Source organism: Methylocella tundrae (genome assembly GCF_901905185.1).
GTDB classification, from domain to species: Bacteria; Pseudomonadota; Alphaproteobacteria; order Rhizobiales; family Beijerinckiaceae; genus Methylocapsa; species Methylocapsa tundrae.
Genome location: NZ_CABFMQ020000057.1, coordinates 1 through 24,698, shown reverse-complemented (window position 1 = coordinate 24,698; position 24,698 = coordinate 1). Strand labels below are relative to the sequence as shown.

The 24,698-nt window shown below is 60.4% G+C and carries 23 protein-coding genes, 1 tRNA gene and 1 pseudogene; 16 read left to right on the top strand and 9 right to left on the bottom strand.

Annotated elements, in window-relative coordinates:
• The first annotated feature begins 68 nt into the window (after positions 1 to 68).
• The 11 genes from MPC4_RS05490 (at position 69) to ada (ending at position 9,318) form a co-directional block, all read left to right on the top strand.
• Positions 69 to 434, top strand: coding sequence for a hypothetical protein (locus MPC4_RS05490; RefSeq protein ID WP_174511636.1), 366 nt, complete (start codon positions 69 to 71; stop codon positions 432 to 434).
• A gap of 4 nt (positions 435 to 438) precedes the next feature.
• Positions 439 to 888 carry a hypothetical protein gene (locus tag MPC4_RS05485; protein ID WP_174511635.1) on the top strand — a complete coding sequence of 150 codons (450 nt, stop codon included), beginning with the start codon at positions 439 to 441 and terminating at the stop codon, positions 886 to 888.
• Positions 885 to 1,115: a hypothetical protein gene (locus MPC4_RS05480; RefSeq protein ID WP_174511634.1), complete on the top strand. Its 231-nt coding sequence runs from the start codon at positions 885 to 887 to the stop codon at positions 1,113 to 1,115. Before MPC4_RS05485 ends, MPC4_RS05480 begins: the two co-directional genes overlap by 4 nt.
• The gene (locus MPC4_RS05475) at positions 1,102 to 1,371 is read left to right on the top strand and encodes a hypothetical protein (RefSeq protein ID WP_174511633.1); all 270 of its coding nucleotides are present in this window, start codon (positions 1,102 to 1,104) and stop codon (positions 1,369 to 1,371) included. Before MPC4_RS05480 ends, MPC4_RS05475 begins: the two co-directional genes overlap by 14 nt.
• Positions 1,372 to 2,628: 1,257 nt before the next feature.
• Positions 2,629 to 3,930 carry a histidinol dehydrogenase gene (gene hisD, locus MPC4_RS05470; RefSeq protein WP_174511632.1) on the top strand — a complete coding sequence of 434 codons (1,302 nt, stop codon included), beginning with the start codon at positions 2,629 to 2,631 and terminating at the stop codon, positions 3,928 to 3,930.
• Entirely contained in the window at positions 3,927 to 4,415 is a 489-nt protein-coding gene (locus MPC4_RS05465; protein ID WP_174511631.1) for a UPF0262 family protein, read from the top strand. Before hisD ends, MPC4_RS05465 begins: the two co-directional genes overlap by 4 nt.
• Positions 4,416 to 4,455: 40 nt before the next feature.
• Positions 4,456 to 4,911, top strand: coding sequence for an arsenate-mycothiol transferase ArsC (locus tag MPC4_RS05460; RefSeq protein ID WP_134490973.1), 456 nt, complete (start codon positions 4,456 to 4,458; stop codon positions 4,909 to 4,911).
• Positions 4,912 to 4,977: 66 nt separating this feature from the next.
• Positions 4,978 to 6,795, top strand: coding sequence for a single-stranded-DNA-specific exonuclease RecJ (recJ, locus tag MPC4_RS05455; protein ID WP_174511630.1), 1,818 nt, complete (start codon positions 4,978 to 4,980; stop codon positions 6,793 to 6,795).
• Between the two features lie 92 nt (positions 6,796 to 6,887).
• A tRNA-Glu gene (locus MPC4_RS05450) sits at positions 6,888 to 6,963 on the top strand.
• A gap of 587 nt (positions 6,964 to 7,550) precedes the next feature.
• Entirely contained in the window at positions 7,551 to 8,000 is a 450-nt protein-coding gene (locus MPC4_RS05445) for a hypothetical protein (protein WP_174511629.1), read from the top strand.
• 232 nt (positions 8,001 to 8,232) lie between these two features.
• Positions 8,233 to 9,318 (top strand): bifunctional DNA-binding transcriptional regulator/O6-methylguanine-DNA methyltransferase Ada, encoded by a 1,086-nt coding sequence (ada, locus tag MPC4_RS05440; RefSeq protein ID WP_174511628.1) that lies wholly within the window; start codon positions 8,233 to 8,235, stop codon positions 9,316 to 9,318.
• A gap of 31 nt (positions 9,319 to 9,349) precedes the next feature.
• Here ada and MPC4_RS05435 read toward each other — a convergent pair whose 3' ends face one another.
• The gene (locus MPC4_RS05435; RefSeq protein ID WP_174511627.1) at positions 9,350 to 9,838 is read right to left on the bottom strand and encodes a molybdopterin-dependent oxidoreductase; all 489 of its coding nucleotides are present in this window, start codon (positions 9,836 to 9,838) and stop codon (positions 9,350 to 9,352) included.
• A 172-nt stretch (positions 9,839 to 10,010) separates the two neighbouring features.
• Here MPC4_RS05435 and MPC4_RS05430 point away from each other — a divergent pair, with 172 nt between their 5' ends.
• Positions 10,011 to 10,442, top strand: a complete 432-nt coding sequence (locus MPC4_RS05430) for a hypothetical protein (RefSeq protein ID WP_174511626.1) — start codon at positions 10,011 to 10,013, stop codon at positions 10,440 to 10,442.
• On the opposite strand, the gene cutA is transcribed toward MPC4_RS05430, so the two are convergent.
• The 5 genes from cutA to MPC4_RS05405 form a co-directional block, all read right to left on the bottom strand.
• On the bottom strand, positions 10,439 to 10,756 hold the full coding sequence (cutA, locus tag MPC4_RS05425; RefSeq protein WP_174511625.1) for a divalent-cation tolerance protein CutA: 318 nt from the start codon (positions 10,754 to 10,756) through the stop codon (positions 10,439 to 10,441). The genes MPC4_RS05430 and cutA overlap by 4 nt on opposite strands.
• Positions 10,757 to 10,851: 95 nt before the next feature.
• Positions 10,852 to 11,829, bottom strand: coding sequence for an HpcH/HpaI aldolase/citrate lyase family protein (locus tag MPC4_RS05420; protein WP_134490992.1), 978 nt, complete (start codon positions 11,827 to 11,829; stop codon positions 10,852 to 10,854).
• Positions 11,830 to 11,869: 40 nt separating this feature from the next.
• Positions 11,870 to 14,629, bottom strand: coding sequence for a phosphoenolpyruvate carboxylase (locus MPC4_RS05415; protein WP_174511624.1), 2,760 nt, complete (start codon positions 14,627 to 14,629; stop codon positions 11,870 to 11,872).
• 312 nt (positions 14,630 to 14,941) lie between these two features.
• Positions 14,942 to 15,874, bottom strand: a complete 933-nt coding sequence (sucD, locus tag MPC4_RS05410; RefSeq protein WP_174511623.1) for a succinate--CoA ligase subunit alpha — start codon at positions 15,872 to 15,874, stop codon at positions 14,942 to 14,944.
• 78 nt (positions 15,875 to 15,952) lie between these two features.
• Positions 15,953 to 17,137 (bottom strand): malate--CoA ligase subunit beta, encoded by a 1,185-nt coding sequence (locus MPC4_RS05405; protein ID WP_134492606.1) that lies wholly within the window; start codon positions 17,135 to 17,137, stop codon positions 15,953 to 15,955.
• A 423-nt stretch (positions 17,138 to 17,560) separates the two neighbouring features.
• Here MPC4_RS05405 and MPC4_RS05400 point away from each other — a divergent pair, with 423 nt between their 5' ends.
• The 4 genes from MPC4_RS05400 (at position 17,561) to MPC4_RS05385 (ending at position 23,082) form a co-directional block, all read left to right on the top strand.
• A complete protein-coding gene (locus MPC4_RS05400) occupies positions 17,561 to 18,832 on the top strand; it encodes a glycerate kinase type-2 family protein (protein ID WP_174511622.1) in 1,272 nt (423 codons plus the stop codon).
• Between the two features lie 157 nt (positions 18,833 to 18,989).
• Positions 18,990 to 20,183, top strand: a complete 1,194-nt coding sequence (locus MPC4_RS05395) for an aminotransferase class V-fold PLP-dependent enzyme (protein WP_134490998.1) — start codon at positions 18,990 to 18,992, stop codon at positions 20,181 to 20,183.
• A gap of 254 nt (positions 20,184 to 20,437) precedes the next feature.
• Positions 20,438 to 21,379: a D-2-hydroxyacid dehydrogenase gene (locus tag MPC4_RS05390; RefSeq protein ID WP_174511621.1), complete on the top strand. Its 942-nt coding sequence runs from the start codon at positions 20,438 to 20,440 to the stop codon at positions 21,377 to 21,379.
• A 26-nt stretch (positions 21,380 to 21,405) separates the two neighbouring features.
• Positions 21,406 to 23,082 carry a formate--tetrahydrofolate ligase gene (locus MPC4_RS05385; protein ID WP_174511620.1) on the top strand — a complete coding sequence of 559 codons (1,677 nt, stop codon included), beginning with the start codon at positions 21,406 to 21,408 and terminating at the stop codon, positions 23,080 to 23,082.
• 163 nt (positions 23,083 to 23,245) lie between these two features.
• Here MPC4_RS05385 and MPC4_RS05380 read toward each other — a convergent pair whose 3' ends face one another.
• The 3 genes and pseudogenes from MPC4_RS05380 to MPC4_RS05370 form a co-directional block, all read right to left on the bottom strand.
• Positions 23,246 to 23,464, bottom strand: a complete 219-nt coding sequence (locus tag MPC4_RS05380) for a hypothetical protein (RefSeq protein WP_174511619.1) — start codon at positions 23,462 to 23,464, stop codon at positions 23,246 to 23,248.
• A 141-nt stretch (positions 23,465 to 23,605) separates the two neighbouring features.
• Complete coding sequence (locus MPC4_RS05375) at positions 23,606 to 24,178, bottom strand: TetR/AcrR family transcriptional regulator (protein WP_174511618.1); 573 nt, start codon at positions 24,176 to 24,178, stop codon at positions 23,606 to 23,608.
• Positions 24,179 to 24,570: 392 nt separating this feature from the next.
• Positions 24,571 to 24,698 (bottom strand): annotated as a pseudogene (locus MPC4_RS05370) (IS5/IS1182 family transposase); the annotation flags it as partial.

Genomic DNA, 24,698 nt, shown 5'->3' with positions numbered 1-24,698 from the left:
GATTTCGCCCGATTCCGCCGCTTTGCGAAAGGTCACTTTCGCGAGCGCGATCACAATTGGAGATCCCTATGTTCTGGTTTTTGCTCGTATCCGTCGCCAGCTTTGGCGTCTTCTTCGGAATCATCCTGCCGGAGTTGCAAAAGTTTCGCGTCACGGCCGACATCATCGCCAAGATTGAAGCAGACGGCGTGACCCGCTGGCAGAAGATCAGGCTCTGGCTCCTTGGCCTCAAGACGCCTCTCTCCGGCCTCATCGGCGTTCTGGTGACGGCGCTGCCCGGCGCGCTCGAACAACTGCATCTCGTCGACTTCTCGGCATTCTTCACCGCCGACATCGCCCTGAAGATCAGCGGCGCGATCATGTTGCTGATGACGGTGACGCATATCTTCGGCATAGCGGCGGCCGCCAAGATCGAGCCGAAAAAGGAGGATTGAGCCGATGCTGGCGATCCTTCTTCCCATTCTGAATTCACTTCTCGGCGGCGTGCTGACGACTCTTGCGAAAACGTGGACGGACTACAAAGCCAACACGTTGACCATCAGGGAGCAGGGCTTTGCGGCCGGCGCCGCCGCCGACGCCTCTGTCTTGCAGCAGGCATTGATCAGCGACGTTCAGCTGAACGTGCTGAAAGTCCAGGTCTACGGCCAGCCGGTCAATCGGCTGATCATGCTGATCGCCGGCGTTCCCCCCGCGCTGCATTTCGGGCTAATCTTTATCGACACCATTCTGGCGTCGAAGCTTTTCATGGGCGCGCCCTTTTTCGGCGTCGCCAAGCTGCCCGCGCCCTATGACACGTTCGAATGGGCGATCGTCTCCAGCTTCTTCCTGGTCCATGCCGTGACGCTCGGGACAAGCAACGTCTCCTCCTGGCTCGGGAAGGCGAAATGAAAATCATCATCCTGATTCTCACCTGTCTCGCCACGACGCCGCAGGAAGATTGTACGAAGCAAACCGCAATCGACGTGCGCGAGGTCGTCGCCGGTTCGGTCATGGAATGCGCCATGGCGGGCCTGACGACGGCCGCGAGCGATCCGCGCGGCCAGGAAGGCCTTTGGACCAAGATCATCTGCGGGCGCCCAGCGAAAGAGGAGCATGCCGCCAATGGCCGACCCTGACGCCGCCATGTGGACGACAATCGGCGCCGGGAGCATCGGAACGGCGCTTGGGGTATTCGGCACGATCATCGTCGCCATGATCAATCGCCAGCCGCCGATGGCTGTCCTGGTTGATGCACGCATCCGCACGCTGATCGAAGGATATGAAAAGCACGTCAACGATCTACAACAGGAAATTCAGAAACTCGAGGCAAAGGTCAACGCCCTGACCAAAGCGCTCGAAGAGGCGAAAGCGAGTCGCGGAATTGGAATATGAGCAGGGGTGGTCTGAAGGTAGCGGGCCGCCGCTTTGTCTCGGCGGTTCAAGCGGCCTCTGCACGCCACGAGCCGACGTCAAAAGTGGGCTGCAAGGTCTGGTTACCCGTGTAAACACTTCAGTATGCCCTTTTTCTGAAGTATCTTTCAATAAGTACAACCGTTTGTGCGTAAATGATCGCAACTATTTCAGAAACTGTTGACATTTTTCATGCGATCTTCTTGATTTTCGCATTATGCGCGCTCTTAGTAAGAGGAGTGCGCAAGGGCGTCGTCCGTGCACTGATCCGTGGGAACCGAAGTCGTTAAGGGCTCGTCATGCGCTGTGAAATCTTCGGGGTCCTGACTACGCTTGTCGCGGTGATTATCACCATGTTGGGAAACGCAAGTGCTGTGAACGCCCAGGAATGCCGCACAAATTACTATGCGTGTTCCTTGAATGAAGGCGGACGGATTGATCCGGCCAATCCCGGTTGCTGCTGGAGTCCCGCGGCAGGCCGTCCTTACAAAGCGGTCTGTCCTCGGAATTTCTACAAGTGCGACTTGAACGCTGGGGGAAAGGTTGATCCCGATCATCCAGGTTGCTGCTGGAATTTGCGCTAGCTTCAAACCGATCCGTAGAAGAAGCGCGCGGGGCGAGCGCGACAAACCCAAAAAGACAGCGTTGGATCAATCTGGCGTCACCATTCGGTCAAGCTGTATCCACGCAACCCAGCAATCGGTAAGCCGGGTGCATCGACGGCGCAGAGTTTCTGCTCCATCGTAGCCCTATTGCACGCGAGAGGTTGGAGCCTTGTTCCCGCGCTGGGCCACTTATTCACGCTTATTATATAAGTAAAAGCTTATTATGTAAGTAAAAATTGTAATATATGCACTATAATAAATGAAATACAACAAAAGAGACCAGTTGTTATTTATTTACAACTAGCATGTTGTGGCGCTTTCATCCCGATCAGAGAAATAAACTAGACTGAATCGCGTGAAGCTCAAGCGCCACCGTGGACTTTTTGCGCATTGAGAAGGCCAAAAAAGCCTTTCGGTCAAAATCGAAAGATTGCTATAAGCTCCGGCCGTTGCAAACAACCCTTCGCACGGTCCCCCTCCCGGCTGATGGCGCTCGTGATGCTTTGTTACGAAAGCGTCGCTGGACGCGTGTTCGGGCGGAGCATGAAAGGGCGCGCCAAAATGTTGCCACCCTCTGCGCAGACGGCTACACGGGTCGACGTAAAAGCTGCGCAGAGATTGAGGAGATCGGTTTATGCCCTTGCGGCTGGATGCCAGGAGATCGGATTTTAGCGTTTCCTTTCAGGCGCTTCTCGCCATGAAAAGGGAGGCGGCCGAAGACGTCGATCAACTCGTGCAGGGGATTATCGCCGATGTTGTCGCGAACGGAGACGATGCGCTCATCAGCTATTCGCGAAAATTCGACAAAGTTGACCTCGCTGAACTGGGATTGCGCGTCAGCTCCGCCGACGTTGATGCTGCGTTCGGTCTCTGCGACGAGGAAGCTCTAGCCGCGCTCAGGCTGGCGCACACACGAATCGTCGCCTTTCACGAGCGGCAATATCCGCACGATGAGCGCTTCACGGATGAGCTGGGGGTTGAACTCGGATGGCGCTGGCGCTCGATTGAATCTGTCGGGCTTTACGTGCCTGGAGGGACCGCAAGCTATCCCTCGTCGGTGTTGATGAATGCGACCCCGGCTAAGGTCGCCGGCGTCGAACGTGTTGTTATGGTCGTGCCCGCGCCGGGAGGCGAAATCAAACCGCTGGTCTTGGCGGCGGCAAAACTTGCTGGCGTCGATGAGGTCTATCGCATTGGCGGCGCGCAAGCGATCGCGGCGCTGGCCTATGGCACGAGGACGATCGCGCCGGTCGCCAAAATCGTCGGTCCAGGCAATGCATATGTCGCGGCCGCCAAGCGCCGCGTTTTTGGGACCGTCGGCATCGACATGATTGCTGGACCGTCCGAAGTCTTGATCATCGCCGACAAGCACGCTAACCCAGAGTGGATCGCGGCCGATCTCCTCGCCCAGGCCGAGCATGACGCGGCGGCTCAATCGATCCTCATTACTGACGATGCAAGCGTCGCCAACGCTGTCGAAGCCGCTGTGAAGCGTCAATTGGCGTCGCTTCCGCGCCAGGCAATCGCCGCCGCCAGCTGGCGCGATTTTGGCGCGATCATTCTTGTTGCCGACTTGCGAGATAGCATACCGCTGGCGGATCGTCTGGCGCCTGAACATCTTGAAATCGTTACGGCGGACCCCGAGGCGCTGAGCCTCGGCATACGAAACGCCGGCGCGATCTTTCTTGGCGCCTATACCCCGGAGGCGATTGGCGATTATGTCGGTGGCTCCAACCATGTCTTGCCCACCGCGCGCTCCGCGCGATTTTCATCCGGTCTAAATGTCCTCGACTTCATGAAGAAGACGTCGATCCTGAAATGTGTCGCTCAAAGCCTCTCCGTCCTCGGGCCCGCTGCAATCGCGCTCGGGCAGGCCGAGGGCCTCGACGCTCATGCGCGCTCTGTCGCGCTCCGCCTCGATAAAGGGTCATCATGAGCGGAACGGATCCCGGCGCCCGCAATCGGCTCGTATCTGTGACGCTTGACGAGGCCTCAATCGGCCGGAGCACGGCTGACAAGGAACACGAGCGCCAGATCGCGATCTACGATTTACTGGAAGAGAACAGCTTTGGCGTGCCTGGACACGACGCCGGCCCTTATGCGCTCAAGATTGGCCTCCAGGATTCGAAGCTCGTCCTGGAAATTCTCGACGAAGGCAACGCTCCGCTGGTGGCGCATATTCTTTCTTTGACGCCTTTGCGGGGGTTGCTCAAAGACTACTTTTTTGTTTGCGAAAGCTATTATGCCGCGATCAGAACGGCGATGCCAGGACAGATCGAGGCCATCGACATGGGACGGCGGGCGCTCCACAACGAAGGCGCCCAGATGCTGATAGAGCGCCTCAAAGGCAAAATCGATTGCGATATCGATACGGCGCGCCGGATTTTCACGCTAGTCGCCGCATTGCACTGGAAGGGCTAGGATCCATGCCTTTGGAAGGGGACGCCAAGGCGCCGCCGAGATGAAGGTCGGGGTCAAGGATCGTCCGCAATCCATCCTTTTTGCCTGCACGCAAAATTCGGTGCGTTCACCTATGGCGGAGGCTTTGGGGAGACACTTTTTTGGGAAAGAGATCTATTTTGCTTCAGCTGGATTGAAACGGGGCGAACCAGACCGATTCGCCGTCTCTTCCATGGAAGAACTTGGCATCGACATGAGCAAGCATCGACCTCATACTTTTGAGGATCTTGAAGACAGTTCTTTCGATCTCATCGTGACCCTTTCGCCGGAGGCTCATCACAAGGCGCTTGAGTTCACGCGGACGCTTGCGATTGAAGTGTTATATTGGCCGACGCTCGATCCAACGGCTGTCGAAGGTTCGCGGGAGCGCGTACTCGACGCTTATCGCAACGTCCGAGACGGGCTTTTGGAGCGCATCGAAAAATTGCTGGATTATCGGCCGATGGGGAATCTATGAGATTCCTGCGGGCTATGTCGCTTCGGTCAAGCTCGCTCTGCGCCGGCCGAACCGCTAAGATAAGCCATGAGCGATTCTATTACCTTGTCGAGCCGTCTGTTTCTTGGCGTGCAGCGCTCTGCGCTTGGGCTCTCCTGGCGAGATCGGCTTGACGCCAACGGACAGGCGCGAGCCCTCGCCATCGCCCAACTGCAGGGTCACGGCGACATTCTTTCCCGCATTCTCGCCGGCCGCGGAGTTGGCCCCGAGACCTCGGAAGATTATCTTGATCCGAGTTTGCGGCGACTCTTGCCCGATCCGCACTGCCTGAAGGACATGGATGCTGCGGCGGACAGAATCGCACATGCGGTCGAGCGCGGCGACAAAATAGCGATATTCGGCGATTATGACGTCGACGGCGCGGCGTCCTCAGCCTTGCTGGCTGATTATTTTGAGGCTTGCGGCATATTGTCCGTCGTTTATATCCCCGATCGCATTTTTGAAGGATATGGTCCGAATATCGCCGCCATACAAACTTTGGCCGCAGCCGGCGCAAAGCTTCTGATTACTGTCGATTGTGGCACAATGAGCTACGCGCCGCTTGTCGAAGCGCGGCGCCTTGGCCTTGATCCGATTGTCATCGACCATCATCAGGCGCCGGAGACGTTGCCGGACGCGCTCGTCGTCAATCCGAACCGGCAGGATGATCTCTCACAGTTGGGTCAGCTGTGCGCGGCCGGCGTCGTATTTATGACTCTGATAGCTCTCAATCGGAACTTGCGGGCCCGGGGGTTCTTTTCTTTTCGCCCGGAACCGGATCTTCTTGCGGGACTAGATCTGGTTTCGCTGGCGACCATCGCCGATGTCGCCCCGTTGAGCGGCCTCAACCGCGCCTTCGTCACTAAAGGGTTGGCGGTCATGCGCCGGCGAGCGCGACCGGGCCTTGCGGCGCTCTTTGACGTGGCAAAGATCGATGGACCGCCAAGGCCCTATCATCTTGGCTTTCTGATTGGTCCTCGCATCAACGCCGGTGGCCGAATCGGCGATGCAGCGCTCGGCGCACGGCTCCTCAGCATCGCCGATCCGGCCGACGCCCGACGCATCGCGGAAGAGCTCGATCGCCTCAACCGCGAGCGGCAGGTGCTCGAAGGCGGGACGGTGGAGGAGGCCGAGGCGCAAGCGCTCGCCAGACTTGGCGCCGATGACGTTGGCGCGGCGATCCTCGTCGCTTCGGACGATTGGCATCCTGGCGTCGTCGGACTTGTCGCCTCAAGGCTGAAAGACAAATTCCGCCGGCCAGCCTTTGCGATTGCTTTTGCCCCAAATGGCGGATCTGGGACAGGATCGGGGCGTTCGATTCCCGGCGTTGATCTTGGCTTCGTCGTCCGCGAGGCGGTCGAGGCCGAGATTCTGGTGAAGGGCGGCGGCCACGCCATGGCCGCCGGAATTACGATCCGACCGGAGCGGGTCGAGGATTTTCGCGCCTTTCTGGAAATCGTCCTGGCTAAAAAGGTGGCCGAAGGCCGTGCGGAGCAGGCTCTCCTGATCGATGCGGCTCTGACCGCGGCTGGCGCGACGCCGACCCTGGTCAAGGCTTTGGAGCGCGCCGGCCCGTATGGATCCGGCAATGCCGAACCCGTTTTCGCTTTGCCGGCCCATCGACTTCTCGATGTCTCTGAGGTGGGCGCCGGACACATTCGGCTGCGCGCTCAAGCGGGCGATGGGGCGAAGATCGACGGGATCGCTTTCCGCGCAAGCGGACAGCCATTGGAGCATGCGCTTCGCGCAGCCCGTGGCGCGATGGTTCATTTGGCGGGGACTTTGGCCTTGGATCAGTGGGGCGGCGCGGAGCGCGTTCAGCTGCGCTTGCTGGATATCGCTCGCGTTGACCAACGTGTGGCGTGAATCGCTTTCTTGAACTTGCCAGGCCGCCAATCGCCCTTTATATCTCCCACGGCTGGGTGACGAACATGCGAAACATGAGCGCTTCAGCCCGCGCGCCCATCGTCTAGCGGTCTAGGACGTCGCCCTTTCACGGCGAAAACAGGGGTTCGATTCCCCTTGGGCGCGCCAACGAAATCAATGAGTTAGCCGCGCGCCGGCTCCATCCCCTCCGAACGTACGGAAAAAATACGGAAAAACTGTCCCGAACGGCAGTGGATCATTGCGGACATTTGCGCCGCGTGAATCGTCCAACCGAGCCGCCTTGAAGTGGCCGTGTGGAACGTCGGAACGGACCGGCCAATCGACACCCAAAAGCGCAATGAGGCCGGCGAGGGAGGGGTCTGCGTCCGGAGTCGGGCAGGCCGATCGCCGCGAGGAAACGAGGGCCGCGAAATGACAAAGAACGATTCAGCCCTTCGCGTCATCGAACGCGCATTTGGCGCGTAGAAATGAAGGGGATGGCTTGAATTTTCGCGAATCCGGCCAATCCCTCTCGAGGCCCCCTCGGGAAGGCGATTTCTCCTGGTATCGATAAAAGCTTCTCGCCAGAAAGATGTTGGCTTAAAGAAAACATGCCAAGTTGGAGGTCGAGGACAGCGATTCAAGGAAGCTCAATTGCCTTGCCTCTTTATTGGCGGATGCGTCCAAGGCGGATCCGCTTGAGGCTTTTCTTTTGGTCGAGACGCGAGATTCGCCGGCATTTGGAGATGAGGATAATGCGCTTTCAAAAGACGGCGGCCACCCTTGCGGCCATCGCAACTCTTGCGCTCGCTTTCATGATGTCCGCTGGACAGGCCTCCGAGGCGACCAAAGGGACCGCGGCGTCCCACCGCCGCGCTCATGCGGAGCGCACCAGCCTCAGCTACGCTGCGGAAGAAAGGCGGCGGCGGCCCGCACACGGATCTTCCGGCTTTGTCGCCCTCTCGCAAGACGGGGAGAGCGGAGCGGGGTTCTATCCGCTGCCGCCACAATATCGCATCGGCGCCGCGCAAGAGCGGCAGCATCGCAAAATCCAGTATCGGAACGCGATAGGCACAGCGATGGCCAGCGAAGCAATTGGCTATGATTTTGATCAAGGCTACGGCTTTGTTAATACCAATAGCCATGGCATTTTCGACCCCGTCGATGGTTATGGTACGCCCTTTTTCGCGGGCTATTACAATTGACGGGATTGGTTAAGCATGCGGAACGCGTTCCGACGTGTTGAAATCTGGCCGTCGCGAAACAAAGAATTGCGACGAGAAGCGGCATTGTTGACGTTTCGCGATATTTGCGCCGCCGTCCGCGGCGACGACGATGACCAAAGGTTTTTCGATTCAATAGCAAGACTCGCAGTGCGGCGCGAGCGGTCAGCTGGCAGGTGACGCTTCACGATACGAATCGTGAAAGGATCCGTTCATGAACCCGCGCCCTAGGCAACGACAGCAGCCCGACGCGCCAGCGACGCAAGATCCGCGCTGGACTTTAATCGTCGCCCGCGATCATTCGGCGGAGTGCTCGTTTTTCTATTCCGTTGAAACGACCGGCGTTTACTGCCGCCCATCCTGTCCGGCGCGGCGGCCCAACCCGAAGAACGTCCGGTTCCACGCCACGGCGGCGGCGGCGGAGGCCGCAGGCTTTCGTCCTTGCCAGCGCTGCCGCCCCGACGGCGCGCCGCTAGCGCAACGATACGCCGCGAAAGTGGCTGACGCCTGCCGCTTGATTGAAGCCGCCGAAGAACCTCCGCGGTTGGCCCGGCTGGCCAAGGCGGCAGGGTTAAGCGCCTCTCATTTTCATCATGTTTTCAAGGCGGCGACGGGATTGACGCCGACCGACTACGCGAGCGCGCATCGGGCCCGCAAGCTCAGGGGCCAACTTGCCAGCGGCAAGACGGTGACCGAAGCTATTTTCGATGCGGGCTTCAACTCGAGCGGCCGCTTCTATGCAAAGGCCAATCAGATCTTGGGCATGACTCCCACCGATTTTCAGGCCGGCGGCGCTGGCGCGGAAATCCGCTTCGCCATCGGTCAATCCTCTCTTGGCGCGATTCTTGTCGCAGTCAGCGCCAAAGGGGTCTGCGCCATCTCGATGGGCGATGATCCGTCCGCGCTTTTGCACGACCTTGAGGATCGCTTCCCGCAGTCCAGGCTCATTGGCGCTGACGCGGCATTCGAGGCGCTGATCGCGAAGGTAGTCGGTTTTGTCGAGGCGCCAGCGCTTGGTCTTGAGCTGCCGCTCGATGTGCGCGGCACCGCCTTTCAGCAGCGCGTCTGGAAAGCCCTTCAGGAAATCTCAATGGGCTCGACAGAGAATTATACCGAGATCGCCCGGCGGATCGGAGCGCCAAAGGCAGTCCGCGCGGTAGCAGGCGCATGCGCCGCCAATCCGGTGGCGCTCGCGATCCCGTGTCACCGCGTGATCCGCAAGGATGGCGCATTGTCAGGCTATCGCTGGGGCGTCGAGCGCAAACGCGCTTTGCTCGCGCGTGAAATAAAAGCGAAATGAAAGCTCCTTAACCCAGCAGCTGCCTTGCGCCTCAGCGGACGCGCTCGACCTTGATCGCTGAAACCATGCGGACGGCCCGCGCTGGACGCAGATCGCCTTCGACGACGAGCTGAAACGGGCCTTTCTCATCTTCCAGCGGCGCGCCGTCCATAGTGTCAGCCAGAATCACGCGATCGCTTCTCGTCGCCGCATCCGTTCCGGCCAGGTCGAGCGCGATCCTGTAGCCGTCACGCGCCTCGACGATGACGATGTCGGCCATCTCCGGTCCATGGATGGCCTTGCCTCGAGGAACGCCGACTTTAGCCAGAACCTCGCCGAGGAGGGCGCCTTCATAAGCATGAGTGGCGCCATGCTGGTCGACGTTGATTTTTACGCGGGGGAGAGCGTCGAGCTCGGCGCGCGTTATCGACGCCTGCTCGCCGCCGAGCCCCGTGAGCGCAACGCCCGCGGCGCCATCTTCAGCGCTCGCGGGGCCGCTGACGATCAAAAAAAAGGCAGTCAGCGTGCAGAGCGGTCTCATGAGATCTTCCAATCTTGGATCCAATCTCACGCTTTCATATCCTAATGAAATCATAAGCTCCATATCAAAGCCGCCCTTGGCGACGCGCCTCTTGTCACATCCTGACTCTCATGAGAGGCTTCAAGACTCACAAGTCACTGCGTGTAAGGTTAATCGCCTCCAGGAGCAGTCGATGAAGCACCACGACCCCTATCAGCCGGCAACCGCGCTCGGCATCGAAGAATGGGAAAGAGAAGAGCTGATCACGCTCGCGTTGAAGCTTATGGACGGAACCGTTGCGCTCGACATGACGCGAGCGGCTGCAGATTGCGGTTCGGTTGGCTGCATCGGCGGCCACATGGCTCTCGCGCATGGTATTTCCGTTCGCGGCGCTCGCCGTTACGTGCAAAATCAAGCCCAGTGCGACAGCCCGCTGGCGGCGCTCTTTTTCCCAGATTTCACGGTCAACCATCGCCATCCCGGATGGCGGGCGGAGGCGTGCGGCGCCGCCCGCGCGATCGTCAATTTTCTGACGACCGGCGCTCCTGATTGGGACGGCGTCATGCAAGCGAAAGAGCGCGCGCGATCGGCAGGCGCAGCTGTCCACTTGTCGGTTCCAGCCTAGCTTTTCACGGGTTCAGGCACGTCGCGGTTGAGCCAGTCGAGAAATGCGGCATTCACCGAGTCGGGCGCGAATTCGGCAATGCAATTGACGTAACTGACGACGCTGCCAATCGCCGCCTCGACCGCTGGCCGGTAACCAGCCCGCGTCTTGATGAGCAGAACCACCTCGGGCTCTTCCTTGATTTCCTCCTCCCAGCGGTAGGCGCAGGTAATTGGAAACCAGTTGCAGCAGACGGCCAGGCGCCGCTCCAAGACCGCCCGCGCGATCTCGCGAGCCTCTTCGACAGTGTTGAGCGTGACGTAAAAGATCTTCATCGGATAGGCCGATCGCCAAATGAACTCGCCCGCAGCTTGCGCCGCGGGCGAGTTTCGGCCGAGCCGTCAACCTTTTCAAGAGCTGCCGTTTGGACTCAGGCGGCGACGCCGATCGAATCGGCTTTCGCCAGAAGGGCTTCCGCCATGCGAATGCTGGCGATATCGATAAGGCGGCCGTCGAGCGAGACGGCGCCTTTGCCGGCTTTCGCCGCCTCGTCCATCGCCGCCACGATCCGGCGCGCCTTGTTGACCTCCGCGTCGGACGGCGTGAAGACCTTATTGGCGAGCTCGATCTGCGAAGGGTGGATCGCCCATTTTCCTTCATAGCCGAGCACTGCGACGCGATTGGCCGCCGCGATGAAGCCGTCGGGATCGGAGAAATCGCCGAAGGGTCCGTCGATGGGGCGCAGGCCATAGGCGCGGCAGGCGACCATCATGCGGGTTTGCGCGGCGTGCCAGGGATCAGCCCAAAAATACTGTCTGTCTCCCTTGGCGTCCTTATCGGTCAGCACGCCGTAATCCGCGTTAACGCCGCCGATGACGGTGGTGCGGGCGCGGGTCGAGGCGGCATAATCCGCGACGCCGAAAGACATTGCTTCGAGGCGCTTGCTCGATTGCGCGATGGCTTCAACATTGGCCATGCCGAGCGCGGTCTCGATCAAGATCTCGAAGCCGATGCGTTTCTGGCGCTTCTTGGCGGCCTCGATCTGCGTCACCAGCATGTCGATCGCGTAGACGTCGGCCGGCACGCCGACCTTCGGAATCAAGATCATGTCGAGGCGCGGGCATGCCTCCACGATGTCGACGACGTCGCGGTACATGTAATGGGTGTCAAGACCATTGATGCGCACCATCATGGTCTTTGAACCCCAATTGATCTCGTTGAGACCTGCGATGATGTTCTTGCGGGCCTGCTCCTTGTCGTCCGGCGCGACGGCGTCCTCGACGTCGAGGAAGATGATGTCGGCTGCTGACGTCGCGGCTTTCTCGAAGAGGCCGGGGTTGGAGCCGGGAACGGCGAGTTCCGAGCGATGCAAGCGCGGCGTCGCTTGTTCGATGATGGTGAAGCTCATAGCGTCATTTCCTTTTCCTAAATACTATATTGGTGCGGCTTCATCCGGTGGCGCCGAGACCGCTGGCGATGCAGTTGATCGAGAGCAGAAGATTGGATTTATAGGCCTCTTTGCTCAGTTCGTTTGTGCAGGCCCGGAACCCGCGCAAGAGCTCCACCTGCTCGCGATTGATCTTGTTGATGGTCGGCAGCCGATGTTCGAGCCGGCTTCGATAAGAGGGGAAGCGCTGCCCGATTTCGTCTTCCTCTGTAATCTTCAAGATCATTTTGTGCGTCAGGGCATATTCGGCCGTGATCATGCCGAAGATCGCCTCGCGCACGTCATCGTCATAGACGAGCCCGGCATATTCGCGCGCGATGTCGAGATCGACGAGGCCGAGGGTTTTCTCCACTTCCCCGACGATCATGCGAAACAGCTCGGACTCTGCAAACATGCGACGGAGCAGAGCGAGCCCACGCTCCTTGCGGACATCAAGGAAGCTGGCGACGCCGCTGCCGACGCCGTACCAGCCGGTGATGACGTGGCGGTTCTGCGCCCAGGCGAAGACCCACGGAATGGCGCGCAGGTCGCTCAGCGAACGAGCGCCGAAGCGGCGCGCTGGACGCGAGCCGATATTCAGCATCGAAATCTCGTCAAGCGGGCTTGCCGACTGAAAATAGGTCAGAAGGTCCGGATGATTGATGAGGCCCGCATAGGCCGCGTGCGAGGCGCCGGACAAGGCTTCCATCGCCTCTTCAAATTCGGCGCGCAGCGCCGGGGCGGCGCGTTCCGAGATCAGCGCATGCTCGAAAACACTCGCCCCCAGCATCTCCATCTGATAGGCGGCGGTGCCTTTATTGGCATATTTGAAGGAGACCACCTCGCCTTGCTCGGTGACGCGCAAGCGCCCGCTGATGGATCCCGCCGGCTGCGCCGCGATCGCCTGCGCCGTCGGCGCGCCGCCCCGGCTGACGGACCCGCCGCGGCCGTGGAAAAAGGAGATCGGGATGCCGGCTTCGGCGCCGATCTTCGTCAGCCGGTCCTGCGCTTTCGCGAGCTCCCAGTTCGAGGACAGGAAGCCGCCGTCCTTGTTCGAGTCGGAATAGCCGATCATGACTTCCTGTGTTCCGCCCTGCATGCGCGCGCTCCGCCGGACAAGCGGCAGCGACAGCAATTCGCGCATGATCGCAGGCGCCGCGCGAAGGTCCGTTATCGTCTCGAAAAGGGGCGAGACGGGCAGGTTGCAGGCCTCGACCCGCGTTGCGTCGTGGTAGAGGTCAGCCTCCTTGGCGAGAAGATAGGCGCCAAGCACATCGGCGGCTGATCGCGTCATGCTGAGCACGAAGCTGCCAAAAGCCTCGCGGTCGAATTCTTCGTTCTGGTCGCGCGCAAGCTTGAACATGCCGAGCGTTTCTTCGGCTTCCGGCGGCAAGGAGCGATGGATCGAAGGCCCGCTGTGTGGACGCGCAAGTTCGGCAAGGAGCCAGGCCTTCCACTCCTTGGAATCGTGCGCCGGCGGCTCCCCGTCCGCCTCAGTGTGCATGGAGCGCCAAAGCGCCTGCAAGGTTTGGGTCAGCCGCGTCGTATTCTCGCGCAGGTCGAGCCTGACCGTGCGGAAGCGGAACACCTCCACAGCCCAGCGCAGCGGCCGCACGAGGTCCAGCGCAAGCCCCACGCTGCCGCTTTCGGCCAACGCCTCCTCGGTCACGGCGAGATCGGCTATGAGGTCGTCAGCGCTGATGTAAGGGGAAGCCGACGGCCGCGCGCCTTCGTAAAGCGCGAGAGTGGCCTTGAGCTTGCGATGGACGCAGAACAGAAATTGGCGATAAGGCTCGCCGGGATTGCGCAGCGCAATTTCGGGGCCTTCGCCGCTTTCCGCCAGAGCGCGATTGAGCGCCTCGCGAAAACCAGCCGGCGGCGGAAGCGCTCGCTCAGCGATCGAGAGGCTTCGCATCAACTGAAGAAGCCGCTGCTCGTAGTAGCGCAGGCTCGCGATCGCGTTGGCGGTAAGAGCCCGCCGCGTAACTCTATTGGTGACGAAAGGATTGCCGTCGCGGTCGCCGCCGATCCAGGAGCCGAACTGAAAGAAATGTGAAAGCGCGAAATGCTCGCCGGGGTAGGAGCGCTGCAGCGCGCGATCAAGTTTTTTCAGAAGTTCGGGGACGCCGTCAAAAAGCGTTTCATGGAAGAAGTGCAGACCCCAGGCGACTTCCTGTTCGACCGAGGGCTTTTCCAGCCGCAGTTCGCCGGTCATCCACAGGAGTTCGATTTCGTCGCGTAGCTGGTCGATGATGCCGGCGCGTTCACGTGGCGTCCAGCGCGGTTGTTCGAGCTCGACCAGGAGGCGGTAGATGCGACGATGCTTTTCCAGCACGGTCACGCGCTTGGCTTCGGTCGGGTGCGCCGTGATAACCGGGCGCACGCGGGTCAACGCCAGTTTCTCGCCGAGATCTTGAGCGGCGACGCCGAGCTTGGCGGCTTTTGCGATCGCGTTGGCGAATGTGCCCGGAACCGCTTGTTCGCCACGTTCGCTTTCGGTCTGGCGCCGTTCCGTCATCGCCGCGTCCTGCTCGATGATTGACAGCAGTTGGAACCAGATGCCATGCGCCTGGAAGATGCGCGAGAGCGTTTCAGGCGACGCGCTCTTGATGACGGACTCGCCGGCGAGAACCGGCGCGATCTCAGGGTGTTGTCGCTGCACGACCTCGAGCAGCAGCTGAAACAGGATGGCGGCGATGCGATCCCCGGACGGCGCGCCGTCGCTGACGTCGACCGCGCTCACGATCGGGTCGCGGCGCCCGTGAAACTTGGCCTCAGTCATGGCGAACGCTCCGAAGAGACCGCCAGAAAGCGTTTCCGTTCGTCATCTGGGCACGTCCCCTCTTTTTGAATTTGGCTGGATTGCGGAGGTTGGCTTCCCCCGTCGGCATCGAATGGTGAAACAACGCGAGCGAACCAAGCCAGGCGGTTCGCTTCAATGGATATGAGGCGGTGCGATCCTTTGCCGAGCCGCCGTCCTCCCAGCCAATCTCAACTCTCGCGGATTTCCTGGAGCATGGAGCGGCCGGGCTTTGAGCGCCCCCTTGCGCTGCTGGACTGCGGCAATGCGCTTCGCCGCAGTCCAGCCTGGGGATTAGTGCGCGTGCGCGGGCTGTTGCGCCGGCGTTTGGCCTGCAGCGCCCGTGCGCCCCAACACCTTGGCCATAGTCGAGCCGAGTTCGCTTGGGCTCGGCGCGACGGTCAGCCCATAGGACTTCATGATTTCCGCTTTTTCGGCGGCGCTGTCGCCGGACGCTGAGATGATGGCGCCCGCATGACCCATGCGGCGTCCTTTCGGCGCCGTGAGCCCGGCAACGTAGCCGACGACCGGCTTGGTCATATTGCTCTTGATCCATGCGGCGGCTTCGGCTTCCTGCGGACCGCCGATTTCGCCGATCATCATGACGGCTTCCGTCTCGGGATCCTGCTCGAACAGAACGAGATGATCAAGGAACGAACTGCCGTTGATCGGATCGCCGCCGATGCCGACGCTGGTCGAAACGCCGATGCCGAGATCCTTCATTTGCGAAGCGGCCTCATATCCGAGCGTGCCGGAGCGCGATACGATGCCGACCGAGCCTTTCATGTAAATGTTGCTTGGCATGATGCCGAGCATGGCTTTACCGGGGCTGATGATGCCGGCGCAGTTCGGCCCAACCAGCAAAGTCCGGCGGCCGCGCTGATAGCGCAGCAGATAGCGTTTCACGCGCATCATGTCCTGCGCCGGAATGCCGTCCGTGATCGAGCACACGAGCGCGACGCCGGCGTCGGCCGCCTCCATGATCGCGTCGGCGCAAAAGGCCGGAGCGACGAAGGTGATGCTGCAGTTCGCGCCGGTCGCGCGCACGGCGTCCTTGACGGTGTTGAAGACCGGCAGGCCGAGGTGGGTCGAGCCGCCTTTGCCGGGCGTCACCCCGCCGACGACGTTGGTGCCGCACTCGATCATTTCCTTGGCGTGGAAAGTGCCCTTGTCGCCGGTGAAGCCCTGGATCAGGACCCGGCTTTTTTCATCGATTAGAATGCTCATCTCGTTAGCTCCCCGGGCCTGTTCCCGCTCGCCCGGTTATGGCTCGCGCAGGAAAGGCCCTCTTGATCCCAGTTCAGCTCAGGCCGTGGCGCGGGCTGGCGCGGCGGCCACCGCGTCAACCGCCGCCCGGGCGGCGTTGGCGAGAGTATCGGCGGAGATGATCGGCAGTCCGCTGTTGACGATGATGTCGCGGCCAGCCTGGTAATTGGTTCCGGCCAGCCGCACGATCAGCGGAACGTCGACGTTGAGCGATCGGCAGGCCTGGACGACGCCCTCGGCGACCCAGTCGCACCGATTGATGCCGGCGAACACATTGACCAGGATCGCTCTGACGTTGCGGTCGGACAGAACGAGGCGAAACGCCGCGGCGACCCGCTCCGGCGAAGCGCCGCCGCCAACGTCGAGGAAGTTCGCCGGGTTGCCGCCCGCATATTTGATCATGTCCATCGTCGCCATGGCGAGGCCGGCGCCGTTGACGATGCAGCCGATGTCGCCTTCAAGGCCGACATAGTTGAGGTTATGTTCGGCGGCCTGAACTTCGCGCGGGTCTTCCTGCGAATGATCGCGCATGTCGGCGATGGCGCCGCGGCGGAACAAGGCGTTGTCGTCGAAGGACATTTTCGCGTCGAGCGCGAGCACGCGATCGTCTTTTGTCACGACGAGCGGATTGATCTCGACCATCGTTGCGTCGAGGTCGCGGAAGGCGCGATAGCAGCCAAGCATGCTCTGCACCGCGCGGCTGACCTGCTTCAGATTGAGGCCAAGGCCGAAGGCGAGTTCGCGCGCCTCGAAAGGCTGCAGGCCGACTGCGGGCTCGACGACGACTTGCAGGATTTCCTCGGGATGCTCCTTGGCGATCTCCTCGATCTCCATGCCGCCGAAACGCGAAGCGATGATGCGCACGCGCTCGACTTTGCGATCGAGCACAAAACCCAGATAGATCTCGCGCTCGAAGGGCTCGGCGACCTCAATATAGACGCGCTGGACGACCTTGCCTTCGGGCCCGGTCTGGTTGGTGACGAGCGTCTTGCCGAGCATGTCGCTCGCAGCCGCGCGCACCTCATTGTATGTTTTGCAGAGCTTGACGCCGCCGGCTTTGCCGCGTCCGCCCGAGTGAACCTGCGCCTTCACGGCCCAGTGCCAGCCGCCGAGCTCCGTCGCGCAATAGACGGCTTGATCGGGACTATAGGCGACAGCGCCGCGCGGAATTGCGACGCCGAAATTGGCCAATATTTCCTTGGCCTGATACTCGTGAATGTCCAGCTTCCCCTCCTCCACATTGAAGGCGCTCCGCTTCGCGCGGGCCTGCCCGATATTGCATTTTTTCGCGGCGGGCGTTAAGGCCGCCAGCTTCCTTAACGAAGTTCTACGCTAAGCTGAATAAGGCGCGGGACCCAATCTCAAGACTATCAGCCCTTTCGATCCTTGGCCATCCGCGCCTCAGCCACGCGCTATAGAAAATCTCAATCAAGCTATAGTCAATCACAATAGCTTAACGGCTTCGGCATAGTTTCCGTAACTTGCCGCCGGAGTTCTTATAGCTTCATCGCCGTAGCGGACGCGCCTTCATTTTTTTTAGTTTAGCCTCATTAAAATTATGCGCCGCACAATGCTTAGATGGGTTGCGGCTGATCAGAAAAGCGTCGATAAGAACCCGACAAAAAACATTAGGCAATTAAACTCTCCATGGCTTTCGACGCGCGCAAACTTCTTCTGGATATGTTCGAGGCGGCCGTTGACGCAGCCTCGCCTGGGAAATGTCTGCCGCCGCATCTGCCGCCTGCCCCGGCTGGCCGCACGATCGTGGTCGGCGCCGGCAAAGCGGCGGGGGCAATGGCCAAGGCGGTCGAGGATCATTGGACGGGGCCGCTCGAAGGCCTGGTCGTCACACGCTATGGTCACGGCGCGCCGTGCCGCCATATCGAGGTGATCGAGGCGGGCCATCCTGTGCCCGACGCGGCGGGCCGGGAGGCGGCCGAGCGCATATTCGCCTCCGTCGAAGGTCTCACCGCGGATGATCTGGTGTTGTGCCTTATTTCGGGCGGCGGCTCGGCGTTGCTCGCCCTGCCAGCGCCGGGCGTCACCCTCGCTGACAAGCAGGGCGTCAACAAAGCGTTGTTGAAGAGTGGCGCGACCATTTCCGAAATGAACTGCGTGCGCAAACATCTGTCGGCGATCAAAGGCGGCAAGCTTGCGGCCGCGGCGGCGCCGGCGCGGGTCATCGCATTGCTGATTTCCGATGTGCCGGGCGATGATCCAAGCGTCATTGCGTCTGGACCGACCGTCGCCGATCCGACGACGTCGGCCGACGCTCTCGCGATTATCGACAAATATCAGATCGCCGCGCCGGCGCATGTTCGGGCCTATCTGGAATCAACGCAGTCGGAAACGCTGAAGCCGGGGGATCCCCGGCTTGATGGGGTTGTCAATAAGATCATCGCGACGCCGCAAATGTCGCTCGAGGCAGCCGCGGCGGTCGCGCGAAGCGCCGGCGTCGCGCCGCTCATTCTCGCCAATGACGTCGAGGGTGAGGCGCGCGATGTGGCCCTGGTGCATGCCGCTATTGCGCGCCAAGTCTATCATTTCGATCAGCCGGCGGCGGCGCCATGCGTGCTGATCTCGGGCGGCGAGACAACGGTCACTGTGCGCGGGGCGGGACGCGGCGGGCGCAATGCGGAATTTCTGCTCGCGCTTGCCGTCGCTCTCGACGGGCATGCCGGCATCTGCTCGCTTGCAGCCGATACCGACGGGATCGACGGCACTGAAGACAATGCTGGCGCGCTGCTTTTTCCTGATAGTCTGGCGAAGGCCGCGGCTGCGGGCGTCTTCGCGAAGGACCGGCTCGCCAATAATGACGGCTATGGCTTCTTCGCGTCGCTTAACAATCTAGTCGTGACTGGGCCGACGCGCACTAATGTGAATGATTTCCGGGCCATTCTGGTCGCTCGGCAAGGCTAGCTCTTGATTGAGCGGGCGGTCATGCGCCGCGCGCCGGGTTCTGAGCGAAGTAGAATTTATTCGATTTCTTGCGAAATCGGTCTAGCTCTAGCCGAAGACTTGCGGTTGTCGGCTTTTTCGTGGACACTACAAAAGTAGTACTAATGGAGGATGCATAATGGCGGGCCGCCACTTTCTTTTCGTCCCAGGGCCGACCAATGTCCCGGATCGAGTCCTGCGCGCTATGGTCGTGCCGATGGAAGACCACCGGTCGCCGAAGTTCCCAGAGCTGACTCTGCCGCTGTTTCAGGATCTGAAGAAGATCTTCAAGACGACGGATGGGCAGGTTTTCCTTTACCCCTCCTCCGGCACGGGCGCGTGGGAAGCCGCCTTCACCAACACTTTGTCGCCCGGCGACAAGGTTCTCGCTTCTCGTTTCGGCCAGTTCACGCATTTGTGGATCGATATGGCGCAGCGGCTCGGCTTCGAGGTGCAGGTTCTCGAGGAGGAGTGGGGCACCGGCGTGAAGCCGGAAAAGATCGAGGAGATTTTGCGCGCCGATAAGTCGCACCAGATCAAGGCGGTCACGGCGTGCCACAATGAAACCGCCACCGGCGTCGCGAGCGACATTGGGGCCGTGCGCAAGGCCATTGACGCGGCCGGCCATCCGGCTCTGCTCTATGTCGACACCGTGAGCTCGCTTGCGAGCCTTGATTTCCGTCAGGATGAATGGGGCGTCGATCTCGCCATTTCCGGCTCGCAAAAAGGTCTGATGCTGCCGGCCGGCCTCAGCGTGCTTTCGGCGAGCCCGAAAGCGATCGCCGCCTCGAAGAAGGCGACGTCAAAGCGCTGCTATTTCGACTTCGAGGATATGACCAAGGCCAACGCAACCGGCTATTTCCCCTATACGCCGCCGCTGCCGCTGCTCTACGGCCTCCGCGAAGCGCTGAAGATCCTGTCCGAAGAAGGCCTCGATAACGTCATTGCGCGCCATCACCGGCTGGCTGGCGGCGTGCGCGCGGCCGTCAAGGCATGGGGCCTGCAGCCCTGCGCCAAAGAACCGAAATGGTATTCTGACACCGTGACGGCGATCGTCGTGCCGCCAGGCTACAACGCCGTCGACGTTATCAGCACGGCTTACAATCGCTACAATATGTCGCTCGGGGCCGGATTGTCGCAGGTCGCTGGCAAAGTGTTCCGCATCGGCCACCTTGGCGACCTCAACGAACTGATGTTGCTTGGCGCGATCTCCGGAGCCGAGATGGCGATGGCCGATGTCGGCATCCCCGTTGAACTCGGCAGCGGCGTCGCGGCGGCGCAGGCCCATTATCGTGCCGCAAACGCGGCGGCCAAGGCTGAAAAGGCGGCTTAGCCTTTTCAAAATGGGGAAAGCGCCACGCGCTTTCCCGCTCCCTGCCGCGCGGCCCATGACCCGCGCCTTCCTTGAGCCGCGTTCGCTCGCCGCGCGTGGCCTTGGAGCCTTCCCCTTGCCTTGCAATGAGCCGGCCGTCTCGCTTGTTGAGCGTCGATGCTGCCGACCGGCGCGGGACTATGCTAGGGAATTGACGCCGTCCTGCGACGTGCTGGCCAACATTGTCTCAAATAACAGTTTCAGAAGGGAGCGCCGTGTCACATTCGATCGTCTTTCTCGACCGTTCGACTCTTGAAGCCAATGTGCGGAGGCCGTCCTTTCCGCACAGCTACAAAGAATATGCGGTCACTGCGCCCGAGGAGATCGTCGATCGCCTGCGCGATGCGACAATCGCGATCATCAACAAGGTGCCGCTGCGCGAAGCGACTCTCGCGCAATTGCCCAATCTCAAATTGATTGCGGTTGCTGCGACGGGCACTGATGTCGTCGATAAGACCTACGCCAAAGCACATGGCGTTGTTGTTTCGAACATTCGAAACTATGCATTCAATACTGTTCCCGAACATGTCTTCGCGCTGGCCTTCGCTTTGCGCCGCAACATAATTCCTTATGTCGAAGACGTGCGCGCGGGCCGCTGGCAGCAAAGCGACCAGTTCTGCTTCTTTGATCATCCGATCCGCGACATGCGCGGCTCGACCATCGGCATCGTCGGCTATGGCGCCCTCGGCAAAGTGGTCGGACGCATCGCCGAGGCTTTCGGCATGAAGGTGCTCGCCTATGACGTGTTTCCGCAGCCGGGCCTCGTCGACCTCGATACTTTGATCCGCGAAAGCGACATCATCACCCTGCATGCGCCGCTGACGTCCGAGACCAAGAACATGATCGGCGCGCGCGAACTCGGCATGATGAAGCCCGACGCGTTGCTCATCAACACCGGCCGGGGCGGCCTCGTCGATGAAGCGGCTTTGGCCGAGGCATTGACGGCAGGCAAAATCGGCGGCGCGGGCTTCGACGTTTTGACTGTCGAACCGCCAAAGCAAGGCAATATTCTGCTCGATCTCCGGCTTCCCAATCTCATCATCACGCCCCACGTCGCCTGGGCCAGCCGGGAGGCGATGCAAATCCTCGCCGATCAGCTGATCGACAATGTCGAAGCCTTTGCCGCCGGCAAGCCGCAGAATGTCGTCGAAGCCTAAGCCTCAAGACAGTTTCAGGAGCCGCCATGTCCTCGGACATTGAAATCGCCCAGCGCGCCAAGATGGAGCGCATCACCAAATTAGCCGCTGAAAAGCTCGGCATCGATGATGAACATCTTGAGCCATACGGACACTACAAGGCCAAGGTTTCGCTCGACTATATCGACAGCCTTGCAGACCGGCCGGATGGCAAGCTGATTCTCGTTACTGCGATCAGCCCGACGCCCGCTGGCGAGGGCAAGACGACGACGACGGTGGGGCTCGGGGACGCGCTCAATCGCATCGGCAAAAAAGCCTCGATCTGCCTCCGCGAGCCATCGCTTGGTCCGGTCTTCGGCATGAAGGGCGGCGCGGCGGGCGGCGGCCACGCGCAGGTCGTTCCAATGGAGGATATCAACCTTCATTTCACCGGAGATTTCAGCGCCATCGCGCTCGCGACAAATCTGCTGGCGGCGATGATCGACAATCATGTCCATCACGGCAATGAGCTCAGGATCGACGTTCGCCGCATCACATGGAAGCGGGTCGTCGACATGAACGACCGCGCGCTTCGAGACATTACGATTGCTTTGGGTGGAACCGCCAACGGCTTTCCGCGCCAGGACGGTTTCGACATCGTCGTCGCCTCCGAGGTGATGGCGATCTTCTGTCTCGCCACCTCGATCGATGATCTGAAGCAGCGGCTCGGCGCTATCGTGATCGGCTACACCATCGATCAAAAGCCCGTTCACGCCCGCGATCTGCACGCGCATGGGGCGATGGCCGTGCTGTTGAAGAACGCGCTGAAACCGAATCTCGCGCAGACCCTCGAGAACAATCCGGCGTTCATTCACGGCGGTCCCTTCGCCAATATCGCGCATGGCTGCAATTCAGTGCTGGCCACCAAGACGGCGCTCAAACTGTCTGACTATGTTGTGACGGAGGCGGGATTTGGCGCCGATCTCGGCGCCGAAAAATTCGTCGACATCAAATGCCGCAAATCTGGCCTGCGCCCGCAGGCGGCGGTCATCGTCGCAACAATACGCGCGCTCAAATATCATGGCGGCGTTGAACTCAAAGAGCTCAACGTCGAAAACCTCGATGCCTTGCGTAAAGGGCTCGCCAACCTCGAGCGGCATGTCAACAACATCCGCAATCATTACGGCTTGCCCGTCGTCGTCGCGCTCAATCACTTCACGGCCGACACGGAAGGGGAAGTCGAATTGTTGCGCAAGAGCGTCGCCGATCTAGGCGCGCCAATCGTCGTCTGCCGCCATTGGGCGGAAGGGGGCAAGGGCGCCGAAGAACTAGCTCGCACGGTTGTCGACCTGATCGACAGGGTCCCCAGCGATTTTCATTTTGTCTATGACGAGTCTGCGACGTTGTGGGATAAGGCGACGACGGTTGCGACCAAGCTTTACGGCGCCAGCAAAGTCACGGCGGACGCCAAGGTTCGCAATCAGATCAAGAAGCTGCAGGACGATGGCTACGGCCATTTCCCGATTTGCATCGCCAAGACGCAATACTCCTTCTCGACCGACGCAAAGCAACGCGGCGCGCCGACCGGCCACGAGATCAACATTCGCGAAGTGCGGCTCGCGGCGGGCGCCGAGTTCATTGTGCTCGTCTGCGGCGATGTGATGACCATGCCGGGTCTGCCAAAGGTTCCGTCGGCGACGAAAATCGATCTCGACGATAAGGGCAATGTTGTCGGGCTGTTCTGATTGAGCAGGGCGCGAGCCGCTCCTCGCGTTTATGTTCATGCCGTCAATCATCCAGCCGGCGGCCGCGTCCGCCGGTTATTTCATATTGAGGCCGAAAGCAGAGTTTTGATCGTTCGGCAAAGTTTCGTCATCGCTCTGCGCGTGACGATAGAGATCGCTCTGCCTATTCGCGCGCATCCATGGGGGCGGCCCCGATCGCCAATTGCGAATCAAGCCGGGCCAGATCCTTTTTGCCGGCGTGGACCTTTCTTTCAAGATGAAGCAGCACGGCGCGGCTGTGTCCGCCGAGGGCGGCCGAATTGCGCGCCTCGACAAGAGCCTTTTCAGAGGATTGGACCAGCGTTTCGATCTCTTTTCGACGCGCCTTGAGCTCGTGAAGCATATGATTTCCCCCTCCTGAGCCCGACCGTCGGCGCGGCCGGTAACCATATGGAAAGCTCAAGATGCGGCGCTAATACGGCGCCGCTTACGGATAATGGGGATGTGCTGTCAACGAATGCAATTCGCCATATGAGGGCGCCCTTCAGGCCAGAAGCGCTTTGAAGGCGACGATCAGGAATTCGTCGAAAGGGGCGCGGCTCTTGACCATTCTGGCCCTGTTGACGGCTCCCTCCCATGCGTCGACCAGGAAACGCGCAAAAAGCTCCGGGTCTTTGTCTTTGGATAAATCCCCCGCGGCCTGAGCCTGACGCAGGACCGAGGCGATGTTGGCGCTCCAAACCAGCAGGGTTTCCGCAAGCGCCCGGCGCATGTCGGGGTAAGCATCGGCCATCTCTGCTCCGAAGTTGCTGACCATGCATCCCCTCTCGAATTTCCAGCCTTCCAGCCTCTCGGCGAGAAACTCGAAATGAGCCCTCAAACGCTGCAAGGGCGGCTTGTCGCCTTCAAACAGCATGGCGGTTCGACTCTCCTTGCGATAGCGGGTCAAAGCTTCCAGCGCCAACAGTTCCTTGGTTTTAAAATGATTGTAAAAGGACCCTTTCGGCGCACCGGCCGCTTCGGTGATATCCTGGACGCTACAGCCGTTGAAGCCTTGCGCGTGAAAGCACTCCACGGCGGCGTCAACGATCTTCTCGCGCAGGCTCGCTCTAGCCATCGTCTCCTCCCCTATTTTTGATTTTTATTTGATTTTTTTATGTGTAACGGTCGTAAGGGTCATATATGACCGGTCGCCTTAAACGCAAGGCGACCCCGATGATTGCGGCGCCCTCGAGCGTTCGGCGAGGCGTAGGGGAGGCGGGAGCCAGGCATCGGCGGGACTGATCCGCTCGGTCCAAAACACGCCTTCTGTGTATTGCATCAGAGCCGCAAATTGGCGGCGCTTTTTCGTTTCGCCGCCGAAACTCTAAAGCAGAATGCGATCCAATAAGAATCGCGTCCGGCTCTTTAGAGCATGATGCCGAAAAGTTGCAGACTTTCCGGCCCACATCATGCGGTAAAACAAAGGCTTAAAGAGCGGAATGCGATTTTGCTTGAACGCATTCCGCTCTAGGTCATCGACTCATTATGGCGCAACCAGATGCGTATTGAGGCGAGCTTGACTCCGGCGAGGAAATTGTCGGCTCGTTTGTCGTAGCGCGTGGCGACGCCGCGGTAGTGCTTGATCTTGTTGAAGA

Excerpts from the sequence above, each read along its gene's own strand:
- MPC4_RS05490 (WP_174511636.1), top strand. The coding sequence starts at position 69 with ATGTTCTGGTTTTTGCTCGTATCCGTCGCCAGCTTTGGCGTCTTCTTC.
- MPC4_RS05485 (WP_174511635.1), top strand. The coding sequence starts at position 439 with ATGCTGGCGATCCTTCTTCCCATTCTGAATTCACTTCTCGGCGGCGTG.
- MPC4_RS05480 (WP_174511634.1), top strand. The coding sequence starts at position 885 with ATGAAAATCATCATCCTGATTCTCACCTGTCTCGCCACGACGCCGCAG.
- MPC4_RS05475 (WP_174511633.1), top strand. The coding sequence starts at position 1,102 with ATGGCCGACCCTGACGCCGCCATGTGGACGACAATCGGCGCCGGGAGC.
- hisD (WP_174511632.1), top strand. The coding sequence starts at position 2,629 with ATGCCCTTGCGGCTGGATGCCAGGAGATCGGATTTTAGCGTTTCCTTT.
- MPC4_RS05465 (WP_174511631.1), top strand. The coding sequence starts at position 3,927 with ATGAGCGGAACGGATCCCGGCGCCCGCAATCGGCTCGTATCTGTGACG.
- MPC4_RS05460 (WP_134490973.1), top strand. The coding sequence starts at position 4,456 with ATGAAGGTCGGGGTCAAGGATCGTCCGCAATCCATCCTTTTTGCCTGC.
- recJ (WP_174511630.1), top strand. The coding sequence starts at position 4,978 with ATGAGCGATTCTATTACCTTGTCGAGCCGTCTGTTTCTTGGCGTGCAG.
- MPC4_RS05445 (WP_174511629.1), top strand. The coding sequence starts at position 7,551 with ATGCGCTTTCAAAAGACGGCGGCCACCCTTGCGGCCATCGCAACTCTT.
- ada (WP_174511628.1), top strand. The coding sequence starts at position 8,233 with ATGAACCCGCGCCCTAGGCAACGACAGCAGCCCGACGCGCCAGCGACG.
- MPC4_RS05435 (WP_174511627.1), bottom strand. The coding sequence starts at position 9,838 with ATGAGACCGCTCTGCACGCTGACTGCCTTTTTTTTGATCGTCAGCGGC.
- MPC4_RS05430 (WP_174511626.1), top strand. The coding sequence starts at position 10,011 with ATGAAGCACCACGACCCCTATCAGCCGGCAACCGCGCTCGGCATCGAA.
- cutA (WP_174511625.1), bottom strand. The coding sequence starts at position 10,756 with ATGAAGATCTTTTACGTCACGCTCAACACTGTCGAAGAGGCTCGCGAG.
- MPC4_RS05420 (WP_134490992.1), bottom strand. The coding sequence starts at position 11,829 with ATGAGCTTCACCATCATCGAACAAGCGACGCCGCGCTTGCATCGCTCG.
- MPC4_RS05415 (WP_174511624.1), bottom strand. The coding sequence starts at position 14,629 with ATGACTGAGGCCAAGTTTCACGGGCGCCGCGACCCGATCGTGAGCGCG.
- sucD (WP_174511623.1), bottom strand. The coding sequence starts at position 15,874 with ATGAGCATTCTAATCGATGAAAAAAGCCGGGTCCTGATCCAGGGCTTC.
- MPC4_RS05400 (WP_174511622.1), top strand. The coding sequence starts at position 17,561 with ATGGCTTTCGACGCGCGCAAACTTCTTCTGGATATGTTCGAGGCGGCC.
- MPC4_RS05395 (WP_134490998.1), top strand. The coding sequence starts at position 18,990 with ATGGCGGGCCGCCACTTTCTTTTCGTCCCAGGGCCGACCAATGTCCCG.
- MPC4_RS05385 (WP_174511620.1), top strand. The coding sequence starts at position 21,406 with ATGTCCTCGGACATTGAAATCGCCCAGCGCGCCAAGATGGAGCGCATC.
- MPC4_RS05380 (WP_174511619.1), bottom strand. The coding sequence starts at position 23,464 with ATGCTTCACGAGCTCAAGGCGCGTCGAAAAGAGATCGAAACGCTGGTC.
- MPC4_RS05375 (WP_174511618.1), bottom strand. The coding sequence starts at position 24,178 with ATGGCTAGAGCGAGCCTGCGCGAGAAGATCGTTGACGCCGCCGTGGAG.